Below are 20275 nucleotides of genomic sequence, written 5' to 3'. Positions count from 1 at the left end.
GTAAAGACAATGGAACGGATTTATTTAGATCACGCCGCGACTTCCCCGATGGATGAGCGTGTACTCGAAAAAATGAAGCCTCATTTCTTCGGCAGCTTCGGCAATCCGTCAAGCATTCATTCGTTCGGAAGAGAATCCCGGAAATGGGTCGACGAAGCGAGAGCGGACATCGCGCGTGAAATCAGTGCGAAAGAACAGGAAATCATTTTCACAAGCGGGGGCACGGAGGCTGATAATTTAGCGATTCTCGGAACGGCTGCCGCCCGGAAGAATGAAGGGAAACATATTATCACGACCGCTGTTGAGCATCATGCCGTATTACACGCCTGCGAAAAGCTGGAAGAAGACGGTTTTGAGGTGACATACCTCATCCCCGGCCCTTCAGGACGGATCAGTGCAAATCAGGTGAAAGAAGCGCTTCGTGATGATACAATCCTTGTTACCGTCATGTATGGCAATAACGAAGTCGGAACCATTCAGCCGATTGACGAAATCGGAGAGCTGTTAAGCGGGCATCATGCCTATTTTCACACAGATGCCGTCCAGGCATTCGGTTATATACCGATCGACGTGAAAAAAAGCAGAATTGACATGCTGTCTGTTTCCGGTCACAAGCTTAACGGGCCAAAAGGGACAGGCTTTTTATATGTAAATCAAGAGGTGAAGCTGTCACCGATTCTTCTTGGGGGCGAGCAGGAACGAAAGCGGCGCGCGGGTACGGAAAATGTACCGGGCATTGCCGGCTTAAAGGAAGCGGTCGTCCTTTCAAGCCGTGAACGGGAAGAGAAAACAGCGATGTTTAAGGAGTTTAAAAACATCATCATGAGAACGCTGGAAAAAGCCGGCGTCACAGCGGAGGTGAACGGAGATGCCGAGAACTGCCTGCCGCATATTTTAAACCTTTACTTTCCCGGTGTGCCGGTGGAAGCGCTGCTGGTCAATCTTGATATGGAAGGCATTGCCGTCTCAAGCGGATCTGCGTGTACGGCGGGGTCCGTTCTTCCGTCTCATGTACTTACGGCCATGTTCGGAAGTGAGAGCGGCAGGCTGACCTCGTCAATCCGCCTCAGCTTCGGCCTCGGCAATACGGCGGAACAAATCGAAACAGCCGCCGAAAAGCTTGCCGCCGTCGTCAAACGGCTTGCTTAAAACGGCGGACTTACGTTTTTAATGGAGTGAATGCAAATGGAAAAACGGCCGGAGGATACAAGAGTCGTAGTCGGCATGTCCGGCGGCGTGGACTCTTCCGTGGCGGCCCTTCTGCTGAAGGAGCAGGGCTACGATGTAATCGGAATCTTTATGAAAAACTGGGATGATACGGACGAAAACGGTTTTTGCACGGCGACGGAAGATTATGAAGACGTCATCCGCGTCTGCAACCAGATCGGAATTCCGTATTATGCCGTCAATTTTGAAAAACAATATTGGGAAAAGGTATTTCAATATTTCCTTGATGAATATAAAGCCGGAAGAACTCCAAATCCGGATGTCATGTGCAATAAAGAAATTAAGTTTAAGGCTTTCTTGGATCATGCTTTATCACTTGGCGCGGATTACCTCGCGACAGGCCATTACGCCCGCGTGGACCGAAGCGGAGATACAGTGCGCATGCTTCGCGGCCTGGATGAAAACAAGGATCAGACTTATTTTCTGAATCAGCTCAATCAGGAACAGCTCAGTAAAGTCATGTTCCCGATCGGTGATCTGCAAAAAAGCCGCGTGCGGGAAATTGCCAAAGAAGCAGAACTTGCGACAGCGGCGAAAAAAGACAGCACGGGAATCTGCTTTATCGGCGAACGCAACTTCAAGACGTTTCTCAGCCAATATCTCCCTGCTCAGCCGGGCGATATGATGACAATGGACGGGGAAGTAAAAGGGCGTCATGACGGACTGATGTATTATACGATCGGACAGCGCCACGGTCTTGGAATCGGCGGAAGCGGCGAGCCGTGGTTCGCCGTCGGTAAAGATCTTGAAAAAAACATTCTGTATGTTGATCAGGGATTCCATAACCCGCTTCTGTATTCTGATAAAATTACGGCGACAAATATCAGCTGGACACGTCCGGGTATGATGGACGGCGGCGAAATGACATGCACGGCGAAATTCCGCTACCGTCAGGAAGATCACAAAGTTACGGTGAAAATGACGGGTGCTGACGAAGCGGAAATCATTTTTGACGGGCAGGTCCGCGCTGTAACGCCGGGACAAGCCGTCGTTTTTTATGACGGAGAAGAGTGCCTCGGCGGCGGAACGATTGATGACGTCTATAAAGACGGAACAAAATTGTGGTACGTATAACACATGTAAAAAACCTCAACTCGCATGTTGGGGTTTTTTAGCGAAAGGAAGTTGAAAATGGATTATAATAAAATCGGAATCGACGCCATGCAGGAGGGCGATTTTGAAAAAGCGGCAGAGGCTTTTACGAAAGCGATTGAGGAAAACGGTCAAGATCCGGTGCCGTATATCAACTTCGCGAATCTGCTTTCTTCTGTGAACGAACTCGAACGCGCGCTTGCTTTTTACAACAGAGCGCTTGAATTGGACAATTCAGCGGCAGCCGCATATTACGGAGCGGGAAACGTATATGTGATGAAGGAATCGTTTTCTGAAGCGAAGGATATGTTTGAAAAAGCGCTTCGCTCCGGTATGGAAAACGGAGACTTGTTTTATATGCTGGGAACCGTTCTCGTTAAATTAGAGCAGCCGAAGCTTGCGCTGCCGTATTTGCAGCGGGCCGTTGAATTGAACGAAAACGATACGGAAGCGCGGTTCCAGTTCGGAATGTGTCTTGCAAACGAAGACATGCTGGATGAAGCATTGGCGCAGTTTGAGACGGTGATCGAGCAGGATCCAAGCCATGCAGACGCATTTTATAATGCCGGAGTCGCTTACGCCTACAAAGAAAATCGTGAAAAGGCGCTTGAGATGCTTGAAGGCGCAATCGGCATACAGCCTGATCATATGCTTGCGCTTCATGCGAAACAGCTTATCACCCAGTCATAACGAAAGGAGGGAAGGCTCGTGGATCAGCTGAAAATCGAGGAACAACCGTATGTAAAAGGCGTCATTCATACGGTCATTTACCACAATGACACCAACCTGTATACAGTGCTGAAAGTCAAGGTTGCAGAAACGTCTGAGGCGATCGAAGACAAGGTCGTATCCGTAACGGGCTACTTCCCTCTGCTGCAAGAAGATGAGACTTACACATTTTACGGAAAAACCGCCACACATCCCAAGTTCGGCCTGCAATTCCAGGCTGAACACTTTAAGAAAGAAATTCCGACCACAAAAGAAGGGATCATTCACTATTTATCAAGCGATCTGTTTGAAGGAATCGGAAAAAAAACGGCGGAAGAAATCGTCAAAAAGCTCGGAGACGGCGCGCTGAATAAAATTCTGGCTGATGCGTCGGTGCTTTACGATGTGCCGAAAATGTCCAAAAAGAAAGCGGATAAGCTTGCCGGAGAGCTGCAGCGGCATCAGGGGCTGGAGCAGATTATGATTTCTCTTAACCAATACGGTTTCGGACCTCAGCTTTCCATGAAAATTTATCAGGCTTACGAAACGGAAACCCTTGAGAAAATTCAGGAGAATCCTTATCAGCTTGTAAAGGACGTGGAAGGCATCGGCTTTGTAAAGGCCGACGAGCTGGGCGGAAAAATGGGTCTGTCAGGAAACCATCCCGAGCGGATCAAAGCGGCTATCTTATATACGATTGAATCGACCTGCCTTTCAGAAGGTCATACGTACATAGACACAAAGCAGCTGATTATCAATACGCAAACGCTTCTGAATCAGTCAGCTGGCGGAGGCCGCGTCACGGAAATGGATGCGGCTGAAGGCATCATCGCCCTCGGAGAGAGTAAGGATATCGTCATAGAAGGAGAACGCTGCTATTTTCCGTCTTTGTTTTACGCGGAACAAAATGTCGCAAAACGCGTGCTCGATATTGCGGCTCAGACGGAGTATGCCGATCAATTTCCTGAATCGGAATTTCTGCTTGCGCTCGGCGAACTGGAAGAACGGATGAAAGTTCAATACGCTCCGAGCCAAAAGGATGCTATTCAAAAAGCGCTGTCGTCGCCGATGCTTTTACTGACCGGGGGACCGGGTACGGGAAAAACGACCGTTATCAAAGGAATCGTGGAATTATACAGTGAACTCCACGGCGTATCGCTTGATCCCGGTGATTATAAAAAAGACGAGGCGTTTCCGGTGCTGCTTGCCGCGCCGACCGGAAGAGCCGCAAAACGGATGAGTGAATCTACGGGTCTGCCGGCTGTTACGATTCACAGGCTGCTCGGCTGGAATGGCGCTGAAGGCTTTACCTATAATGAGGATCAGCCGATTGAAGGGAAACTGATCATTATAGACGAAGCGAGTATGCTCGATATTTGGCTCGCCAGCCATTTGTTTAAGGCGCTCCCTAAGCACATTCAGCTCATCGTCGTCGGTGATGAAGACCAGCTTCCTTCCGTGGGGCCGGGGCAGGTGCTGAGAGACCTTTTGGCTTCTGAGGTGCTGCCGACCGTGCGCCTGACAGATATTTACCGTCAGGCGGAAGGGTCATCCATCGTCGAACTTGCCCATGATATGAAAAAAGGACTGCTTCCAAAAGGACTGACCGCGCCGACAAAGGACCGCTCGTTTATCCGCTGTAATTCTGCACAGATTAAAGAAGTCGTCGATCAAGTCGTTTCAAACGCGTTAAAGAAGGGATATACCTCCAGAGATATTCAAGTGCTTGCGCCGATGTACAGGGGAAAAGCGGGAATTAACGAGCTGAATATGCTTCTTCAAGACATCATGAATCCGCCGAAAGAAAAAAGGCGGGAGCTGAAATTCGGAGATGTCGTCTACAGAACGGGCGATAAAATATTGCAGCTTGTCAACCAGCCGGAAAACAATGTGTTTAACGGTGATATCGGCGAAATCGTGTCCATTTTTTATGCCAAAGAAAATACGGAAAAAGAAGACATGGTAGTCGTCTCGTTTGACGGCAATGAAATCACCTTTACGAAAAAGGATTTCAGCCAGTTTACCCATGCTTACTGCTGTTCCATCCATAAGTCTCAGGGAAGTGAATTTCCGATTGTCGTCCTGCCTGTCGTCAAAGGCTACTATCGTATGCTTAGGAGAAATCTCCTTTATACCGCCATTACAAGGGCCAAGAAATTTCTGATTCTTTGCGGAGAAGAAGAAGCGCTTGAATGGGGTGTCAAAAACAATGATGCCACCGTCAGACAGACGTCGCTTAAAAACAGGCTCACAGAGCAGACTGAAGAGATGGATGCAGAACTGGCCGCTCTGCAAAAAGAACTGCCGTTCAGTGTATATGATGCGAACATCGGAATGGAAGGCATTACGCCGTTTGACTTTATGGAAGAAAAAGCGTAAATAAAACCCGGCACATACGCCGGGTTTTATTGTGGAAGTCATTTCAAAGTATGGCGCCCGGCTTCTCGGCAAAACCTATACGTGTTCAACAAAAGGTGGTTGATCACACTTTGAGAACATGCCATGCAGCTGAAGGACGAACAGTTTATGACGAACACAACCGGCGCAGCCTCGGGATGATTTCGGATGTGTGTTTCTCTCTTGACGGCCGGTTTCTCGGTTTTGTGCTGGAGCAGAAACGCCTGTTTCACAACCGCCATCTTTTTTTAGCAGCCAGTGATATAAAAGAGATGGATCAAGAAGCCGTAGCTGCCGCCGAAGCTCATTTGCAGCCTTTGCCGAAGAGCTGTTTCACCTTTGAACAGATTAAGATGCAGCCGGTGAAATCGCCTGATGGTGAAATGTTCGGTTTGCTGGAAGATGTATACTTTTGTTTGGACAGGGGCATAATCGTAGCATATGAACTCACGGACGGTTTCTTTTCAGATCTGGCAGGCAGACGCCAAGTGCGCCGGGCCGCCGATACGCTTATTGAAGCGGGGAAAGACGGCATCGTCCTGAACGGATAAGAGGTGTAGTCTGTGCTTGTATGTCCGAACTGCAAAAGTAAAGATATCGGCAAAATCGGCGTAAACCAATACTATTGCTGGGGCTGCTTCATTGAGCTGACGGTGGCCAAAGGCAAAATTGCGACACATCAAGTAGAGGAAGACGGCACGTTAAGCAGTCTTGATGATTTGTTTTCTGAAGACGAACGCAGTATCAATTTTTAATTTTGAAAGGAGATACGCGCGATGGGCAGAACAATGACCTCTCTATTGGCTTTAGGAGCAGGAGCCGTTATGTATCGTATGGCTTCTCAGTCCGATATGCTGAATAAAAAAGGTATGAAACGGATGAGAAGACGAGTCATGAAAATGTTTTAAGTAAAAAAGGATACTTCTTCGGAAGTATCCTTTTTACGTTTGTCTCGCTTCCAGCCGTCTGGCTGCAAGAGACAGGCTGTAATTGACCGCAAAATACATCAGGGCCGCCAGCAGAAAGATCGGAAAAAAATACCCTCCGTCAGCGCTTTGTCCGTTTAAAATCTGCGCGTTATGAATCAGTTCGGGCAGAGCGATTACGACCGCAAGTGACGTATCCTTTAATAAAGAAATAAACTGGCTCACAATCGGAGGGACCATACGCCTGAGCGCCTGCGGCATCACGACGAGAAAAAGAGTCTGCGTATATGTCAGCCCTGAAGACCGCGCCGCTTCAATCTGTCCTTTTTCAACGGATTGCAAACCGCTTCTGATGATTTCTGACAGCATGGCCGATTCGAAAATTGTAAGCGCCGTGATGGCGGCCGCGGTAATTTCCAGTTTGATGCCGATTTCCGGGAGGGCAAAAAACGTAAAGAAAATGATTAATAACAGCGGCAGATTACGGATGGTTTCGACAATGGCGGCTATCACGCCTGAGACGGCGGGGATTTTCGCATAGCGCAAAGTGCCTGCGGCAAGCCCGAAAATAAAACTGAGAATAATGGAAATCAGCGCAACATAAAGTGTGATCAAAAAGCCGTTCCATAAAAACAGCAGATGATCCGGTGTATAGGCGCCGCTAAAATCCATGTTTTTCACTCTCCTTTTTTAATAACTTTTCCCGAGGCGTCTTTCCAAATAGTGAACTCCGATGCTGAGCGGTATTGTTAACAACAAATAAAAAAGCGCGACAAAGATATAGACATCAAACACGACAAGAGTGCTTGAGGAAACGAGATCCGCCTGATACATCAAATCCAGTCCCGCCACCACTCCGAGTATTGATGAGTTTTTGACAAGATTGAGAAATTGGTTTCCGAGCGGGGGAATCACGATTTTAACGGCCTGAGGGAGAATCACGTATCTCATCGCCTGACTGTAGGTGAAGCCTGACGATCTGGCCGCTTCCATTTGGCCCTTGGAGACAGTCTGAATTCCGGCTCTGATGGCTTCTGCGATAAAAGCGGACGTATATATCGTCAGCGCAATCGTCCCCGCCTGAAAGCCGTCCAGTCTCAATCCGGCGTTCGGAAGTCCGAAATAAAATACGAAGGTGATGAGGAGAAGCGGAATGTTCCGGATAAATTCCACATACGCAGTCCCGATCCATTGGATGGGTTTGAAAGCCGTGATTCTCATGACTGCGATCAGAACGCCCAGCGCGAAGCTGCCTGCCAGCGCGATGAAGCTCGCAAGCAATGTGTGCAGGAAACCGTCCATGTACATATCGAAGTTTTCCGTTAAAATTGAAAAGTTCATGCCATGTCACTCCTTATAAAACGGGGATGAGCATGCCTGCTCACCCCGCGGTCCGTTCTATTTTGCCGGTTCTTCTTTGATCCATTTTTTATAGATTTTGCCGTACCTGCCGTCGGCTTTCATTTTTTTCAAAGAAGCGTTGATTTCCTTGACGAGTCCGGATTGGCCTTTTTTGACGGCGATTCCGTAAGGCTCATCGGTGAATGTGCCGCCTGTCAGCTGATATTGTTTATTTTCATCCGCCATGCCGTATAAAATCGCATTATCAGTTGTGAGCGCATCTCCCTGTCCTGCTTTAAGCGCAGTAAACGCTTCGGCGTAATTTTCAAATTCCAGAACTGAGGCGTCAGGCGCTTTTTCTCTGATGTTTTGTGAGGAAGTGGAGCCTTTTACCGCCAACACTTTTGAACCTTTTTTGAGGTCTTCGGTGCTTTTGATGCTGCTTCCTTTTTTGACGAGCAGGGATTGCCCGGCTTCAAAATAAACGTCTGAGAAATCAACTTCTTTTTTCCGCTCATCCGTTATCGTCATCGTGGCCGTAATGGCATCGATATCGCCGTTTTGCAGCATCGGAATTCTCGTTTTCGACGTCACTTCCTTAAACTCCGCTTTTTTCTCATCCCCCAGAATATCTTTTGCGATCTGTTTGGCAATATCAATATCAAAGCCTTCAATATCGCCGGAGCTCGGGTTTTTCAGTCCGAATAATCTTGTATCAGTTTTGACGCCGAAGATGATCTTGTCTCTGTCTTTAATTGAGGCTAACGTGTCTTTTCCCGTACCCTTTGAATCGCCGGACGTTTCTTTCCCTCCGCAGGCGGCCAGCATAAAGACGGCCAGCAGAGATATCAAACCGACAGATAACCATTTTGTTACGCGTGACATAATCGTTCCCCCCCGTTTTCTTTTCAGTGATTTAAAATACGGCTTAAGAATAAACGCGCCCTCTCTTCACGAGGGCTTTCGTAAAACTCAGCCGGTGCAGCTTCTTCCAAGATGGCCCCCCCGTCGATAAACACGATGCGGTCCGCCACTTCTTTGGCGAATCCCATTTCATGGGTGACGACTACCATGGTCATGCCTTCTTTTGCGAGTGTTTTCATGACATCCAGCACTTCCCCGATCATTTCCGGATCAAGCGCGGATGTCGGTTCATCAAACAGCATAACCCCTGGCTTCATCGCAAGCCCTCTGGCAATGGCGACACGCTGCTGCTGGCCGCCTGAAAGCTGTGAAGGATAGGCGTCCGCTTTGTCCGGTATACCGACTTTTTTCAAATAATATAAGGCCGTTTCTTTTGCTTCTTCTTTTGATTGTTTGAGCACTTTGAGCGGTGCGAGCATGATGTTTTGCAGAACGGTTTTGTGCGGATACAGATGAAAATGCTGAAACACCATACCGATGTTGCGGCGGACTTTATTCATATCCGTTTTCTTGTCATGGATGGCGGCGCCATTTACCGTCAAGGCGCCTTCATCAACCGTTTCCAGCTGATTGATGCAGCGGAGAAGAGTGCTTTTTCCCGATCCTGAAGGTCCGATGATAACGACGACTTCCCCTTTTTTAATGTGCAGATTAATGTTCTTCAGCACGTGAAAATGTCCGTAGTGCTTATTTACATCCTGAAATGAGATCATGGCAATCCTCCTAGAAAAACATGTCATATAGACTAATGAGCTTTCGAATTAACTTAATGCTATGATAATTATTCAGATTTTTATGATTTATATTCAAACTTTTTCGTAATTTCTGATAATTATTTCCGTCAAGAGATCTGCGTCATAAGGCGGACTTTATGAAACGGGAATAATTCCGGCTTTCTGTCAAAAGATAAAGCAAGAGGTGAAACGTCATGCTTCAAAAACCGCTGCAGCTCTTAATGTGGACGGCTGTATGTCTGCTCGTTTTGTTAACAGTGTATGTCTTTTGTATGCTCGATATGTTATGGGCACCCATATGGCTTGTTATAAAATCTCTCTTTATTCCTATATTCATCGCAGTATTTATTGCTTATCTTTTACTTCCGATTACTGAATGGCTTCATGGGAAAGGGATGCCTAGAACTTTAAGCCTGCTTCTGATTTATTTCCTGTTTTTCGGCGGAATCGGCTGGGGGGTTTATAAAGGAGTTCCTGTTTTAATTGAACAGCTGCAGGATCTGTCTGAGAGCATTCCCGGGCTTGCTGAAAACTACAACAGCATGCTGAGGCATCTGCATAATCATACGGATCATTGGCCTGACGGAATGCACCACCGGATGGACAAAATGATTCAGCAGACAGAAACGTTCCTTGCCGGAACGATTGAGAGCACGATCAGAAGCATCCGTTTCGTGTTTGATTATATCCTGATTGCGGCGACGATTCCTTTTCTCGTTTTCTATATGGTGAAGGATATAGACGCCATGAAAAAGACGGTCTGGTATTTGACGCCGAAGTCCTGGAGGAAAAGGGGGAGCGAATTTCTGCGGGATGTCGACGACTCCCTCGGAGATTACATCCGCGGACAGCTTCTCGTTTGTTTTTTGCTCGGGTTAATAGCCGGCTGTTCGTTTTGGATGTTCGGCCTTCCTTATCCGCTGATCTTGGGCCTTGTCATCGGCATTACGAATGTCATACCGTATTTCGGCCCGTTTATCGGGGCTGTTCCGGCGCTGCTCCTTGCGCTGGCGCTTTCTGCAAAGGCTGTGATCATCGTGATTATCACGATTTTTATTCTTCAATTTATAGAAGGGAATATTTTGAGTCCGCTCATTGTCGGGCGAAGCCTCAGAATGCATCCCGTCGTGATTATGCTTGCACTTCTTGCCGGAGGAGAGCTTGCGGGGATTCCCGGCATGATTCTCGCCGTTCCGGCAGCAGCCGTTTTAAAAGTGACGGCCATTCACTTTTTGCGGATCAGGACGGAACATTGACATTCGGGTTCTGCTTGTCTATAATTTCGAGTAGAATACATACGAATCTCGAGTGACGGATATGAGTACGCCGAAGCCCTGTTTAAGAGAGAAGCTCCGATACGCTGAAAGGAGCTTCAGCAGAAGATTGGCCGAAGCTAATCCTGAGTGCAGTTAAAGGCTGCCGCAGTCCTGCGTTACGGGATGAAAGGTGACGGGTCTTTTTCGGCCTGTAATCAGGGTGGTACCGCGAGACAGCTCTCGTCCCTGTGTGAACGCATGGTTTGCATAGGGAGAGAGCTTTTTTGCTGTCGCAAAAGAGAATTTCGGGTAGTGATAAGGAGGAATATAGATGAAACACTTAACATCTGCTGAAGTGCGTCAAATGTTTTTAGATTTCTTTAAAGAAAAAGGCCATGCTGTTGAACCGAGCGCTTCATTGGTTCCGCATGAAGATCCGTCTTTATTGTGGATCAACAGCGGCGTTGCGACGCTGAAAAAATACTTTGACGGCCGCGTTGTGCCGGAGAATCCGAGAATTGTAAACGCGCAAAAATCAATCCGCACAAATGACATTGAAAATGTGGGGAAAACGGCGCGCCACCATACATTCTTTGAGATGCTCGGAAACTTTTCCATCGGTGATTATTTTAAAGAAGAAGCGATCACGTGGGCATGGGAGTTTTTAACGAGCGAAAAGTGGATCGGCTTTGATCCGGAGCTGCTGTCCGTAACGGTTCACCCGGAGGATGAAGAAGCCTATACGTTATGGGCGGAAAAAATCGGCGTTCCGGAAGAAAGAATCATCCGTCTGGAAGGGAACTTCTGGGATATCGGCGAAGGCCCGAGCGGACCGAATACGGAAATTTTCTATGACCGCGGCGAGAAATACGGTAATGACCCGTCAGATTCTGAATTGTATCCGGGGGGCGAAAATGACCGTTATCTTGAAGTGTGGAACCTGGTATTCTCAGAGTTTAACCACAATCCGGACGGCACGTACACACCGCTTCCGAAGAAAAACATTGATACGGGCATGGGGCTTGAACGGATGGTCTCCGTTATCCAGAATGTTCGGACAAACTTTGACACTGATTTGTTTATGCCGATTATTGAAGCGGCAGAGCGCATTTCCGGAGATGCTTACGGAAAGGATGCGTTGAAGGATACGGCCTTTAAAGTGATTGCCGATCATATCAGAACGGTCGCATTTGCGGTAAGCGACGGAGCGCTTCCGTCAAACGAAGGGCGCGGGTATGTACTGAGACGCCTCTTGCGCCGGGCTGTGCGATACGCGAAAACAATCGGTATCAGCCGTCCGTTTATGTACGAGTTAGTACCGACCGTTGCAGGAATTATGGACGCTTTCTATCCGGAGGTAAAAGAAAAGCAAGAGTTTATCGCCAAAGTCATCAAAACAGAGGAAGAGCGCTTCCATGAAACATTGAACGAAGGCCTGGCCATTTTATCTGACGTGATAAAGAAAGAGAAAGAAAACGGAAGCGGCATCATCTCAGGAAAAGACGTATTCAAACTGTACGATACGTACGGATTCCCGGTTGAATTGACGGAGGAATACGCGGAAGATGAACAAATGAAGGTTGACCATAAAGGCTTTGAAGCCGAAATGGAAAAACAGCGTGAACGGGCGAGAAATGCGCGCCAAGATGTAGGAAGCATGCAGGTGCAGGGCGGCGCATTACGCGACATTACCGCAGAAAGCACGTTTGTCGGCTACAGTGCCACAAAAGCTGAAGCCAAGGTGATCGAGCTTCTTCATGACGGACAATTAATCAGCGAGGCGCATGAAGGGGATACCGTTCAGATTCTTCTTGATGAGACGCCTTTCTATGCTGAAAGCGGCGGACAGATCGGTGACAGAGGTGTGCTGAGAAGCGCGCAGGCTGTCGTAACCATTAAAGATGTGAAAAAAGCTCCGAACGGCCAGCATGTACACGAAGGCACAGTGGATAGCGGCACGATTCAAAAAGGCGCAAGCGTGACGGCTGAAGTGGAAGATCAAATGAGAAGCGGCGTGGTGAAAAACCACACGGCAACCCACCTTTTGCACCAGGCGCTGAAAGACGTTCTCGGCACCCATGTCAACCAAGCCGGTTCACTTGTTACCGAAAATCGTCTTCGTTTTGACTTCTCTCACTTCGGTCAAGTGACTAAAGAGGAACTTGAGCGCATTGAAGGAATCGTCAACGAAAAGATCTGGGCGAGCATTCCGGTGGCGATTGACTTAAAACCGATCAATGAAGCAAAAGAAATGGGCGCAATGGCTCTGTTCGGCGAGAAATACGGCGATATCGTCCGTGTCGTACAAGTCGGCGATTACAGCCTTGAGCTTTGCGGCGGATGCCATGTCACGAATACGGCTGAAATCGGCCTGTTTAAAATCGTATCCGAATCAGGGATCGGCGCAGGTACGCGAAGAATCGAAGCCGTAACAGGAAAAGGCGCATATCAGGAAATGAACAGCCAGCTGAGCCTTTTGCAGTACGCTGCGGATGAGCTGAAATCAAACGTAAAAGACGTGCCGAAGCGGATCCAGTCTCTTCAAGCGGAGCTGAAAGAAGCGCAAAGAGAAAATGAATCATTACTAAGCAAACTCGGCAATGTGGAAGCCGGAGCCATTCTGTCTAAAGTAAAAGACATCGGCGGAGTAAAAGTGCTGGCTGAAAAAGTGAATGCGAAAGACATGAACCACCTTCGCACAATGGTGGATGACCTGAAGGCGAAGCTCGGTTCTGCGGTTATCATTCTCGGCGCCGTGCAAAATGATAAAGTCAACCTGTCAGCAGGCGTAACAAAAGACCTGATCGAAAAAGGCCTTCACGCCGGAAAAATGGTCAAACAAGCGGCTGAAGTCTGCGGAGGCGGAGGCGGAGGCCGTCCGGACATGGCGCAGGCCGGCGGAAAGCAGCCTGAGAAATTGGAAGAGGCGCTCACTTCTGCGGAAGATTGGATAAAATCCGTTTTATAATCCTTTCAACTAGTGTAGAATGATGATAAGATGAGGACCTCAGGCTGAACTTTGCCTGCGAATTTGGGAAAGAGGTGCAAAACGGTGAGCTCGTTTGATAAAACGATGAAATTTAATTTCTCCGATGATTCTGCTGAAACAAACGTCGAAGAAGTGCTGATTACGGTGTATGATGCGCTTCAGGAAAAAGGATACAATCCTATCAACCAGATTGTCGGATACTTGCTGTCAGGAGATCCTGCATACATTCCTAGGCATCGCGACGCCCGAAACTTAATTCGCAAACTGGAACGTGACGAATTAATTGAGGAATTGGTAAAATCCTATCTAGAACAGCATAAAGAGGCGTAAATACATTCATGAGAATATTGGGACTTGATCTGGGAACGAAAACACTCGGCGTAGCTTTAAGCGATGAAATGGGCTGGACCGCTCAGGGCATTGAGACGATAAAAATAAACGAGGCTGAAGGAGATTACGGTCTGGACCGTTTATCCGAGCTGATGAAAGACTATAATGTAGAGAAGATCGTACTCGGTTTTCCGAAAAACATGAACGGGACGATCGGTCCGAGAGGCGAAGCCAGCCAAACATTTGCGAAACTGCTTGAAACAGCGTACAATGTCCCTGTTGTGCTGTGGGACGAGCGTCTGACGACGATGGCGGCTGAAAAAATGCTGATCGCGGCTGACGTCAGCAGGCAAAAACGAAAAAAAGTCATTGATAAAATGGCGGCTGTCATGATACTTCAAGGGTTTCTGGACAGTCTAAACTAAGAGGTGAAAGAAATGGAACACGGTGAAAAACACATTACGATTGTCGATGATCAAGGCAACGAACAGCTTTGCGAAGTGCTGTTCACATTTGAAAACGACACATTCAACAAATCTTACGTACTTTATTATCCGATTGATGCTCAGGACGATGATGAAATCGAAATTCACGCTTCAAGCTTCGAGCCGAATGAAAACGGCGAAGACGGCGAACTGATGCCGATTGAAACTGATGAAGAGTGGGAAATGATCGAAGAAACGCTGAACACGTTTTTAGCGGAAGAAGACGAAGAATAAAATGAACAAAAAAGCCGGAGCGCATATGCCGCTTCGGCTTTTTTGTAATAAATTGCCGAATGCGCATGAATCATGTAGTATAAGAGCTGTTGGGAGGAAAATACTTGTATGAATATCAATCAGACTAAAAATTCATTTCTGCGTAAAAACAAAAAAACGACGATAATACTGTCCTCCGTGATCGCTCTTTTTATCATCATTTGCGGTGCTTTTTTCTATGGAAAATCACTGCTGTCTCCGGTTGACGAAGGCAGCAAAACGACAGTCAACATTAATATTCCGAGCGGTTCTTCGGTTTCGGCAATCGCTGAGATTCTTGAGGATCAGCATGTCATAAAAAGCAAAAAAGCATTTCAGCTGTATGTGAAGTATAAAGGCGCTTCTGGATTTCAGGCCGGATTTTACCATCTGAATAAAGGAATGGACGCGGATGCGATTATTAAAAAACTGACCGCGGGATCTGCGGGATATGCCTTTCAGATCACCGTTCCTGAAGGAAAACAGCTTACACAGATTGCTGATGCGATCGCAAACGAAACATCATATTCAAAAGAAGAGATCATGGCGAGACTGGACGACAAAACATTTATTAACAAACTGAAAAACAAGTTTCCTGATACGATAACGGACGCTCTTTCAAACAAGAAGCTTAAGCATCCGCTCGAAGGCTATCTGTATCCGGCTACATATCCGTTTAATGATCCGGATGCATCGCTTGACAAGATTTTGACGGCAATGGTTCAGGAAACAAACACCCGTATCGAAACGTATAAATCAGAACTGGAAAAAAAGAAACTTTCCGTCCATAATGCTTTGACGATGGCATCGCTTATCGAAGAGGAAGCCACCGCCAAAGCCGACCGTCACAAAATCGCAAGCGTTTTTTACAACAGGCTTGCAGAAAAAATGCCGCTGCAGACTGACCCGACGGTTTTATATGCGGCCGGCAAGCATAAAAGCCGCGTCTACTACAAAGACCTGAAAATTGATTCTCCGTATAATACGTATAAGAATAAGGGGCTGCCGCCGGGACCGATTGCAAATGCCGGGGATTCATCATGGGAAGCGGCTCTCAACCCTGACAAAACGGATTATCTCTATTTCCTGGCAAAATCAAACGGCGAGGTCGTTTTCACGAAAACATTAAAAGATCATAATAAAGCGAAGGAAAAGTATATTTCCAAAAAAGACAGCGAATAAAAGGAGGGCAAAAGCTCTCCTTTTATTCCATTCTGAAAGGTTTTATGATAAAATATATCGGGTTGTTTACTTATGAATAAAGAAGTGTCTTAAGAGAGTGTCCCCGCGGATTCGTCAGGGGCACTCCTTTTTAGAACGGAGGCTGTTTGCCGTGAATGATCGGTATGAACAAATAAACGAGTATATAAACGCGATGCTGAAGCCTCGGCCTGATAAAGTGAAAAAGCTTGAAGCCTATGCAAAAGAGCACCATGTTCCGATTATGGAAGAAGCGGGCATTGAAGTGCTGCTTCAAATGCTGTCGATTCAACAGGCGAAAAACATTTTGGAAATCGGCACGGCAATCGGGTATTCCGCCATACGGATGGCGCTTGAGCTTCCGGATGCGAATATTTACACGATTGAACGGGACGACAAACGCTATGAAGAAGCTGTGAACAATATAAAAGACTTTGAAATGGAAAATCGGATTCACGTACTGTACGGGGATGCGCTGACACTTTCTGAGTCTGTTCGTGTCACGGCTCCTTATGATGCCATTTTTATCGACGCGGCCAAAGGCCAGTACACGAACTTTTTTGAGCTCTATGAACCGATGCTTGCGCCGGATGGAGTCATTTTCACGGACAACGTCCTGTTTAAAGGGCTGGTGGCACAAGATCACTCGGAAATTGAGCCGAAAAGAAAACGGAAGCTTGTTGAAAAAATTGATCAATATAACCAATGGCTGATGAACCGCCCTGACTATCAAACGGTTATACTGCCGGTCGGAGACGGCATCGCCATCAGTAAAAAGAAGAGGTGAATGATCATGAAAAAACCTGAACTTTTGGTGACTCCGACTTCCGTACAGGATATTCTTCCGCTCATTCAAGCGGGCGCAACGGCGCTGTTAGTCGGAGAACAAAGATACGGCCTGAGACTGGCCGGAGAATTTTCAAGAGAAGATATAAAAGAAGCCGTAAAGACAGCTCACCAAGAAGGCGCGAAAGTGTACGCTGCTGTCAATGCTATTTTTCACAATGAAAAAGTGGACGAGCTGAACGGCTATCTTGCCTTTTTGCAGGAAGCCGGCGTTGATGCGGCTGTTTTCGGTGACCCGGCCGTTTTAATGGCGGCGCGGGAAGCGGCTCCCGAGCTCAAACTCCACTGGAGCACGGAAACAACGGGAACCAACTACTATTCCTGCAATTACTGGGGACGCAAAGGCGCACGGCGTGCAGTGCTGGCTAAGGAATTAAATATGGACAGCATCATTGACATAAAAGAAAACGCCGAAGTGGAAATTGAAATTCAAATCCACGGCATGACCTGCATGTTCCAATCCAAGCGTTCGTTAGTGGGCCATTACTTCGAATACCAGGGAAAAGTCATGGACATCGAACAGAAGAAAAAAGAAGCGGGCATGTTTCTGCATGACAAGGAACGGGGCAATAAATACCCGATTTTTGAAGACGAAAACGGCACGCACATCATGAGCCCGAACGATGTGTGCATGATTGATGAGTTAGAGGATCTGATGGACTCCGGCATTGATTCTTTCAAAATCGACGGAGTCTTGAAGTCTCCTGAATACTTAATTGAAGTAACCCGTATGTACAGAGAAGCAATCGATTTGTGCTTCGGCAGCCGGGAGACATATGAAGAGAAAAAAGAGAGCTGGATAGAACGGATTGAAAGCATTCAGCCTGTGAACAGAAGCATCGACACAGGATTCTTCTTTAAAGAAACGGTCTATTAAAAAGGAGGATGCAACGGATGACAGCCGTAAATCAAACCATTTCCAAAGTCGTAAACGGAAAACGCGTCATTACGAAAAAACCTGAACTCCTTGCTCCGGCAGGAAACCTTGAAAAATTAAAAATTGCCGTTCATTACGGAGCGGACGCGGTTTTTATCGGAGGACAGGAATACGGACTCCGCTCAAATGCGGATAACTTCTCTATAGAAGAAATCGCAGAGGGCGTAGAATTTGCCAAAAAATACGGGGCGAAAATATATGTGACAACAAACATTTTTGCCCATAATGAAAATATAGACGGTCTGGAAGAATACTTAAAAGCGTTGGGAGACGCGAAAGTTGCCGGAATTATCGTCGCTGATCCGCTGATTATTGAAACATGCCGGAGAGTGGCCCCGGATGTGGAAATTCATCTCAGCACACAGCAGTCCCTTTCAAACTGGAAAGCGGTGCAGTTCTGGAAAGAAGAAGGGCTTGACCGAGTGGTGCTTGCCCGCGAAACGAGCGGACTGGAAATTAAAGAAATGAAGGAAAAGGTGGATATTGAAATCGAAACCTTTATCCATGGGGCCATGTGTATCGCTTATTCAGGCCGATGCGTGCTGAGCAATCACATGACGGCCCGGGATTCCAACCGCGGCGGCTGCTGTCAGTCGTGCCGCTGGGATTATGACCTGTATCAGACAGACAGTTCGAACGCGGTCGCGCTTTACGGCGAAGAAGATGCTCCGTTTGCGATGAGCCCGAAAGATTTAAAATTGATTGAATCCATTCCGCAAATGATCGAGATGGGCATCGACAGCCTGAAAATTGAAGGCCGGATGAAATCGATTCATTACGTTGCGACGGTTGTCAGCGTGTATCGCAAAGTCATTGACGCATACTGCGCTGATCCTGAAAACTTTGTCATTCAGCAAGAATGGCTTGATGAGCTGGACAAATGTGCAAACCGGGATACTGCGCCTGCTTTCTTTGAAGGCACGCCCGGTTTTGAAGAGCAGATGTTCGGCGAACACGGAAAGAAAACAACATTTGATTTTGCCGGTCTCGTGCTCGCATATAACGAGGAAACTCAAATGGTGACGCTCCAGCAGCGCAATTTCTTTAAACAAGGTGACGAAGTGGAATTTTTCGGTCCCGAAATCGACAATTTCACATTCACCATCGGCACTATTTGGGACGAAGACGGAAACGAGCTTGATGCTGCCCGCCATCCCCTGCAAATCGTTACATTTAAAGTAGACAAAAAGATTTATCCGAGCAACATGATGAGAAAGGGGAAGTAATCACCAATGGGTAAGAGTCCTGTAGTTATAGGCATCGCAGGAGGTTCCGGATCAGGAAAAACAAGCGTCACACGTTCCATCTACGAACAGTTTAAAGGACACTCGATTTTAATGATCCAGCAAGACCTTTATTATAAAGACCAAAGCCATCTTCCGTTTGAAGAAAGACTGAACACAAACTATGATCATCCGCTCGCATTTGATAATGACTATTTAATCGAGCATATTCAAGAGCTTTTGAATTACCGGCCGATAGAAAAGCCGATTTATGATTATAAACTGCATACGCGTTCTGAGGAAACCATTCCGGTCGAGCCGAAGGATGTCATTATTCTTGAAGGCATTCTCGTTCTCGAAGATAAAAGGCTTCGCGACCTCATGGATATGAAACTTTATGTCGACACGGACGCGGATCTCCGTATCATCAGACGGATTATGAGAGATATTAATGAAAGAGGCCGTTCTATCGATTCTGTCATCGAGCAGTATGTCTCCGTCGTGAGGCCGATGCATAATCAGTTTGTTGAACCGACGAAACGCTACGCGGACATCATTATTCCGGAAGGCGGCCAAAATCACGTCGCTATTGATCTGATGGTCACGAAGATACAAACGATCCTTGAACAAAATGCAATTTTGTAATACCATAGCATAGACATAAATAACTCAGACCATATTATGTATAGGCTGGAAGGGAATGAGACAGTTCCCTTCTTTCCCTGTTTATAAACCGAAACATTTGCAGAAAACACACATTCAGTTTAAGATAAACAGTACCTATATGGGAGAGAAGAACGAGGACTGCCCTGTGTTCTCATTCTTGATTTTTTCGTTTATGCTCTCATACATAATCACACGTTATTGTTGAGGGACAACCACCAAGGAGTGAAGGAACATGGCACAAGAAAAAGTTTTTCCGATGACTCAAGAAGGAAAACAAAAACTTGAACAAGAATTAGAGCAATTGAAAACGGTTAAACGTAAAGAAGTAGTAGAACGCATTAAAATCGCAAGAAGCTTTGGAGATCTGTCAGAGAACTCTGAGTATGATTCTGCAAAAGAAGAACAGGCATTTGTGGAAGGGCGTATCACGACGCTTGAAAACATGATCCGCAATGCGAAAATCATCGAGGACGACGGCGGTTCAAATGTTGTCGGTTTGGGAAAAACCGTATCATTCATCGAATTGCCTGACGGTGAAGAAGAATCTTACACGATTGTCGGAAGCGCAGAAGCTGATCCGTTTGAAGGGAAAATTTCAAACGACTCGCCAATCGCCAAAAGCCTGCTCGGCAGAAAAGTGGACGAAGAAGTCACAGTTCAGACGCCGGGCGGAGAAATGCTCGTGAAAATTGTGAAAATTTCATAAGATCCGTTTAACAATGAAACACCTCGTCCAAAATGT

At 46.9% G+C, this 20275-nt stretch carries 22 protein-coding genes; 18 read left to right on the top strand and 4 right to left on the bottom strand.

Translation table 11 applies throughout. The features are described from left to right. The first annotated feature begins 9 nt into the window (after positions 1 to 9). The 7 genes from QRX25_RS12800 to QRX25_RS12770 all read left to right on the top strand — a co-directional run bounded on the left by QRX25_RS12800 (position 10) and on the right by QRX25_RS12770 (position 6332). On the top strand, positions 10 to 1149 hold the full coding sequence (locus tag QRX25_RS12800; protein ID WP_065981962.1) for a cysteine desulfurase family protein: 1140 nt from the start codon (positions 10 to 12) through the stop codon (positions 1147 to 1149). Positions 1150 to 1185: 36 nt separating this feature from the next. Then, positions 1186 to 2301, top strand: coding sequence for a tRNA 2-thiouridine(34) synthase MnmA (gene mnmA, locus QRX25_RS12795; RefSeq protein WP_065981961.1), 1116 nt, complete (start codon positions 1186 to 1188; stop codon positions 2299 to 2301). 87 nt (positions 2302 to 2388) lie between these two features. After that, the gene (locus tag QRX25_RS12790) at positions 2389 to 3009 is read left to right on the top strand and encodes a tetratricopeptide repeat protein (RefSeq protein WP_088030693.1); all 621 of its coding nucleotides are present in this window, start codon (positions 2389 to 2391) and stop codon (positions 3007 to 3009) included. Positions 3010 to 3027: 18 nt separating this feature from the next. Further along, positions 3028 to 5406 (top strand): SF1B family DNA helicase RecD2, encoded by a 2379-nt coding sequence (recD2, locus tag QRX25_RS12785; protein WP_115997690.1) that lies wholly within the window; start codon positions 3028 to 3030, stop codon positions 5404 to 5406. 110 nt (positions 5407 to 5516) lie between these two features. After that, positions 5517 to 5975 carry a PRC-barrel domain-containing protein gene (locus QRX25_RS12780; RefSeq protein ID WP_065981959.1) on the top strand — a complete coding sequence of 153 codons (459 nt, stop codon included), beginning with the start codon at positions 5517 to 5519 and terminating at the stop codon, positions 5973 to 5975. A 12-nt stretch (positions 5976 to 5987) separates the two neighbouring features. After that, positions 5988 to 6179, top strand: coding sequence for a YrzR-like zinc ribbon domain (locus QRX25_RS12775; RefSeq protein ID WP_003152738.1), 192 nt, complete (start codon positions 5988 to 5990; stop codon positions 6177 to 6179). 21 nt (positions 6180 to 6200) lie between these two features. Beyond that, a complete protein-coding gene (locus tag QRX25_RS12770) occupies positions 6201 to 6332 on the top strand; it encodes a YrzQ family protein (RefSeq protein WP_003152741.1) in 132 nt (43 codons plus the stop codon). Between the two features lie 33 nt (positions 6333 to 6365). Here QRX25_RS12770 and QRX25_RS12765 read toward each other — a convergent pair whose 3' ends face one another. From QRX25_RS12765 to QRX25_RS12750, 4 genes are read right to left on the bottom strand one after another with little or no spacing between them, the layout of a single operon-like run. Beyond that, the gene (locus QRX25_RS12765; protein ID WP_065522692.1) at positions 6366 to 7022 is read right to left on the bottom strand and encodes an amino acid ABC transporter permease; all 657 of its coding nucleotides are present in this window, start codon (positions 7020 to 7022) and stop codon (positions 6366 to 6368) included. 18 nt (positions 7023 to 7040) lie between these two features. Next, on the bottom strand, positions 7041 to 7691 hold the full coding sequence (locus tag QRX25_RS12760) for an amino acid ABC transporter permease (RefSeq protein WP_065981957.1): 651 nt from the start codon (positions 7689 to 7691) through the stop codon (positions 7041 to 7043). A gap of 57 nt (positions 7692 to 7748) precedes the next feature. Then, the gene (locus tag QRX25_RS12755) at positions 7749 to 8576 is read right to left on the bottom strand and encodes a transporter substrate-binding domain-containing protein (protein ID WP_013353014.1); all 828 of its coding nucleotides are present in this window, start codon (positions 8574 to 8576) and stop codon (positions 7749 to 7751) included. A 23-nt stretch (positions 8577 to 8599) separates the two neighbouring features. Further along, a complete protein-coding gene (locus QRX25_RS12750; protein ID WP_115997689.1) occupies positions 8600 to 9328 on the bottom strand; it encodes an amino acid ABC transporter ATP-binding protein in 729 nt (242 codons plus the stop codon). Positions 9329 to 9543: 215 nt separating this feature from the next. Here QRX25_RS12750 and QRX25_RS12745 point away from each other — a divergent pair, with 215 nt between their 5' ends. The 11 genes from QRX25_RS12745 (at position 9544) to greA (ending at position 20239) form a co-directional block, all read left to right on the top strand. Beyond that, entirely contained in the window at positions 9544 to 10605 is a 1062-nt protein-coding gene (locus QRX25_RS12745) for an AI-2E family transporter (RefSeq protein WP_014472136.1), read from the top strand. A 331-nt stretch (positions 10606 to 10936) separates the two neighbouring features. Then, positions 10937 to 13573, top strand: a complete 2637-nt coding sequence (gene alaS / locus QRX25_RS12740; protein WP_115997688.1) for an alanine--tRNA ligase — start codon at positions 10937 to 10939, stop codon at positions 13571 to 13573. An 84-nt stretch (positions 13574 to 13657) separates the two neighbouring features. Next, complete coding sequence (locus QRX25_RS12735) at positions 13658 to 13924, top strand: IreB family regulatory phosphoprotein (RefSeq protein WP_003152749.1); 267 nt, start codon at positions 13658 to 13660, stop codon at positions 13922 to 13924. An 8-nt stretch (positions 13925 to 13932) separates the two neighbouring features. After that, positions 13933 to 14349, top strand: a complete 417-nt coding sequence (ruvX, locus tag QRX25_RS12730; protein WP_014470759.1) for a Holliday junction resolvase RuvX — start codon at positions 13933 to 13935, stop codon at positions 14347 to 14349. Positions 14350 to 14361: 12 nt separating this feature from the next. Continuing rightward, positions 14362 to 14643, top strand: coding sequence for a DUF1292 domain-containing protein (locus QRX25_RS12725; protein ID WP_003152751.1), 282 nt, complete (start codon positions 14362 to 14364; stop codon positions 14641 to 14643). 108 nt (positions 14644 to 14751) lie between these two features. Continuing rightward, positions 14752 to 15843, top strand: a complete 1092-nt coding sequence (mltG, locus tag QRX25_RS12720; protein ID WP_212098542.1) for an endolytic transglycosylase MltG — start codon at positions 14752 to 14754, stop codon at positions 15841 to 15843. 151 nt (positions 15844 to 15994) lie between these two features. Beyond that, the gene (locus QRX25_RS12715; protein ID WP_212098539.1) at positions 15995 to 16648 is read left to right on the top strand and encodes an O-methyltransferase; all 654 of its coding nucleotides are present in this window, start codon (positions 15995 to 15997) and stop codon (positions 16646 to 16648) included. A 6-nt stretch (positions 16649 to 16654) separates the two neighbouring features. Then, entirely contained in the window at positions 16655 to 17584 is a 930-nt protein-coding gene (locus QRX25_RS12710) for a peptidase U32 family protein (protein ID WP_212098536.1), read from the top strand. A gap of 17 nt (positions 17585 to 17601) precedes the next feature. Next, positions 17602 to 18870 (top strand): peptidase U32 family protein, encoded by a 1269-nt coding sequence (locus QRX25_RS12705; RefSeq protein WP_212098534.1) that lies wholly within the window; start codon positions 17602 to 17604, stop codon positions 18868 to 18870. A 6-nt stretch (positions 18871 to 18876) separates the two neighbouring features. Continuing rightward, entirely contained in the window at positions 18877 to 19512 is a 636-nt protein-coding gene (gene udk / locus QRX25_RS12700) for a uridine kinase (protein WP_003152763.1), read from the top strand. A gap of 253 nt (positions 19513 to 19765) precedes the next feature. After that, positions 19766 to 20239 carry a transcription elongation factor GreA gene (gene greA, locus QRX25_RS12695; RefSeq protein ID WP_014470754.1) on the top strand — a complete coding sequence of 158 codons (474 nt, stop codon included), beginning with the start codon at positions 19766 to 19768 and terminating at the stop codon, positions 20237 to 20239. Positions 20240 to 20275 lie beyond the last annotated feature (36 nt).

Source organism: Bacillus sp. L381, assembly GCF_030284525.1.
Classification (GTDB): Bacteria; Bacillota; Bacilli; order Bacillales; family Bacillaceae; genus Bacillus; species Bacillus amyloliquefaciens.
Note: the sequence above shows the minus strand (reverse complement) of the source record. Positions and strands in the feature narration are given on the sequence as shown.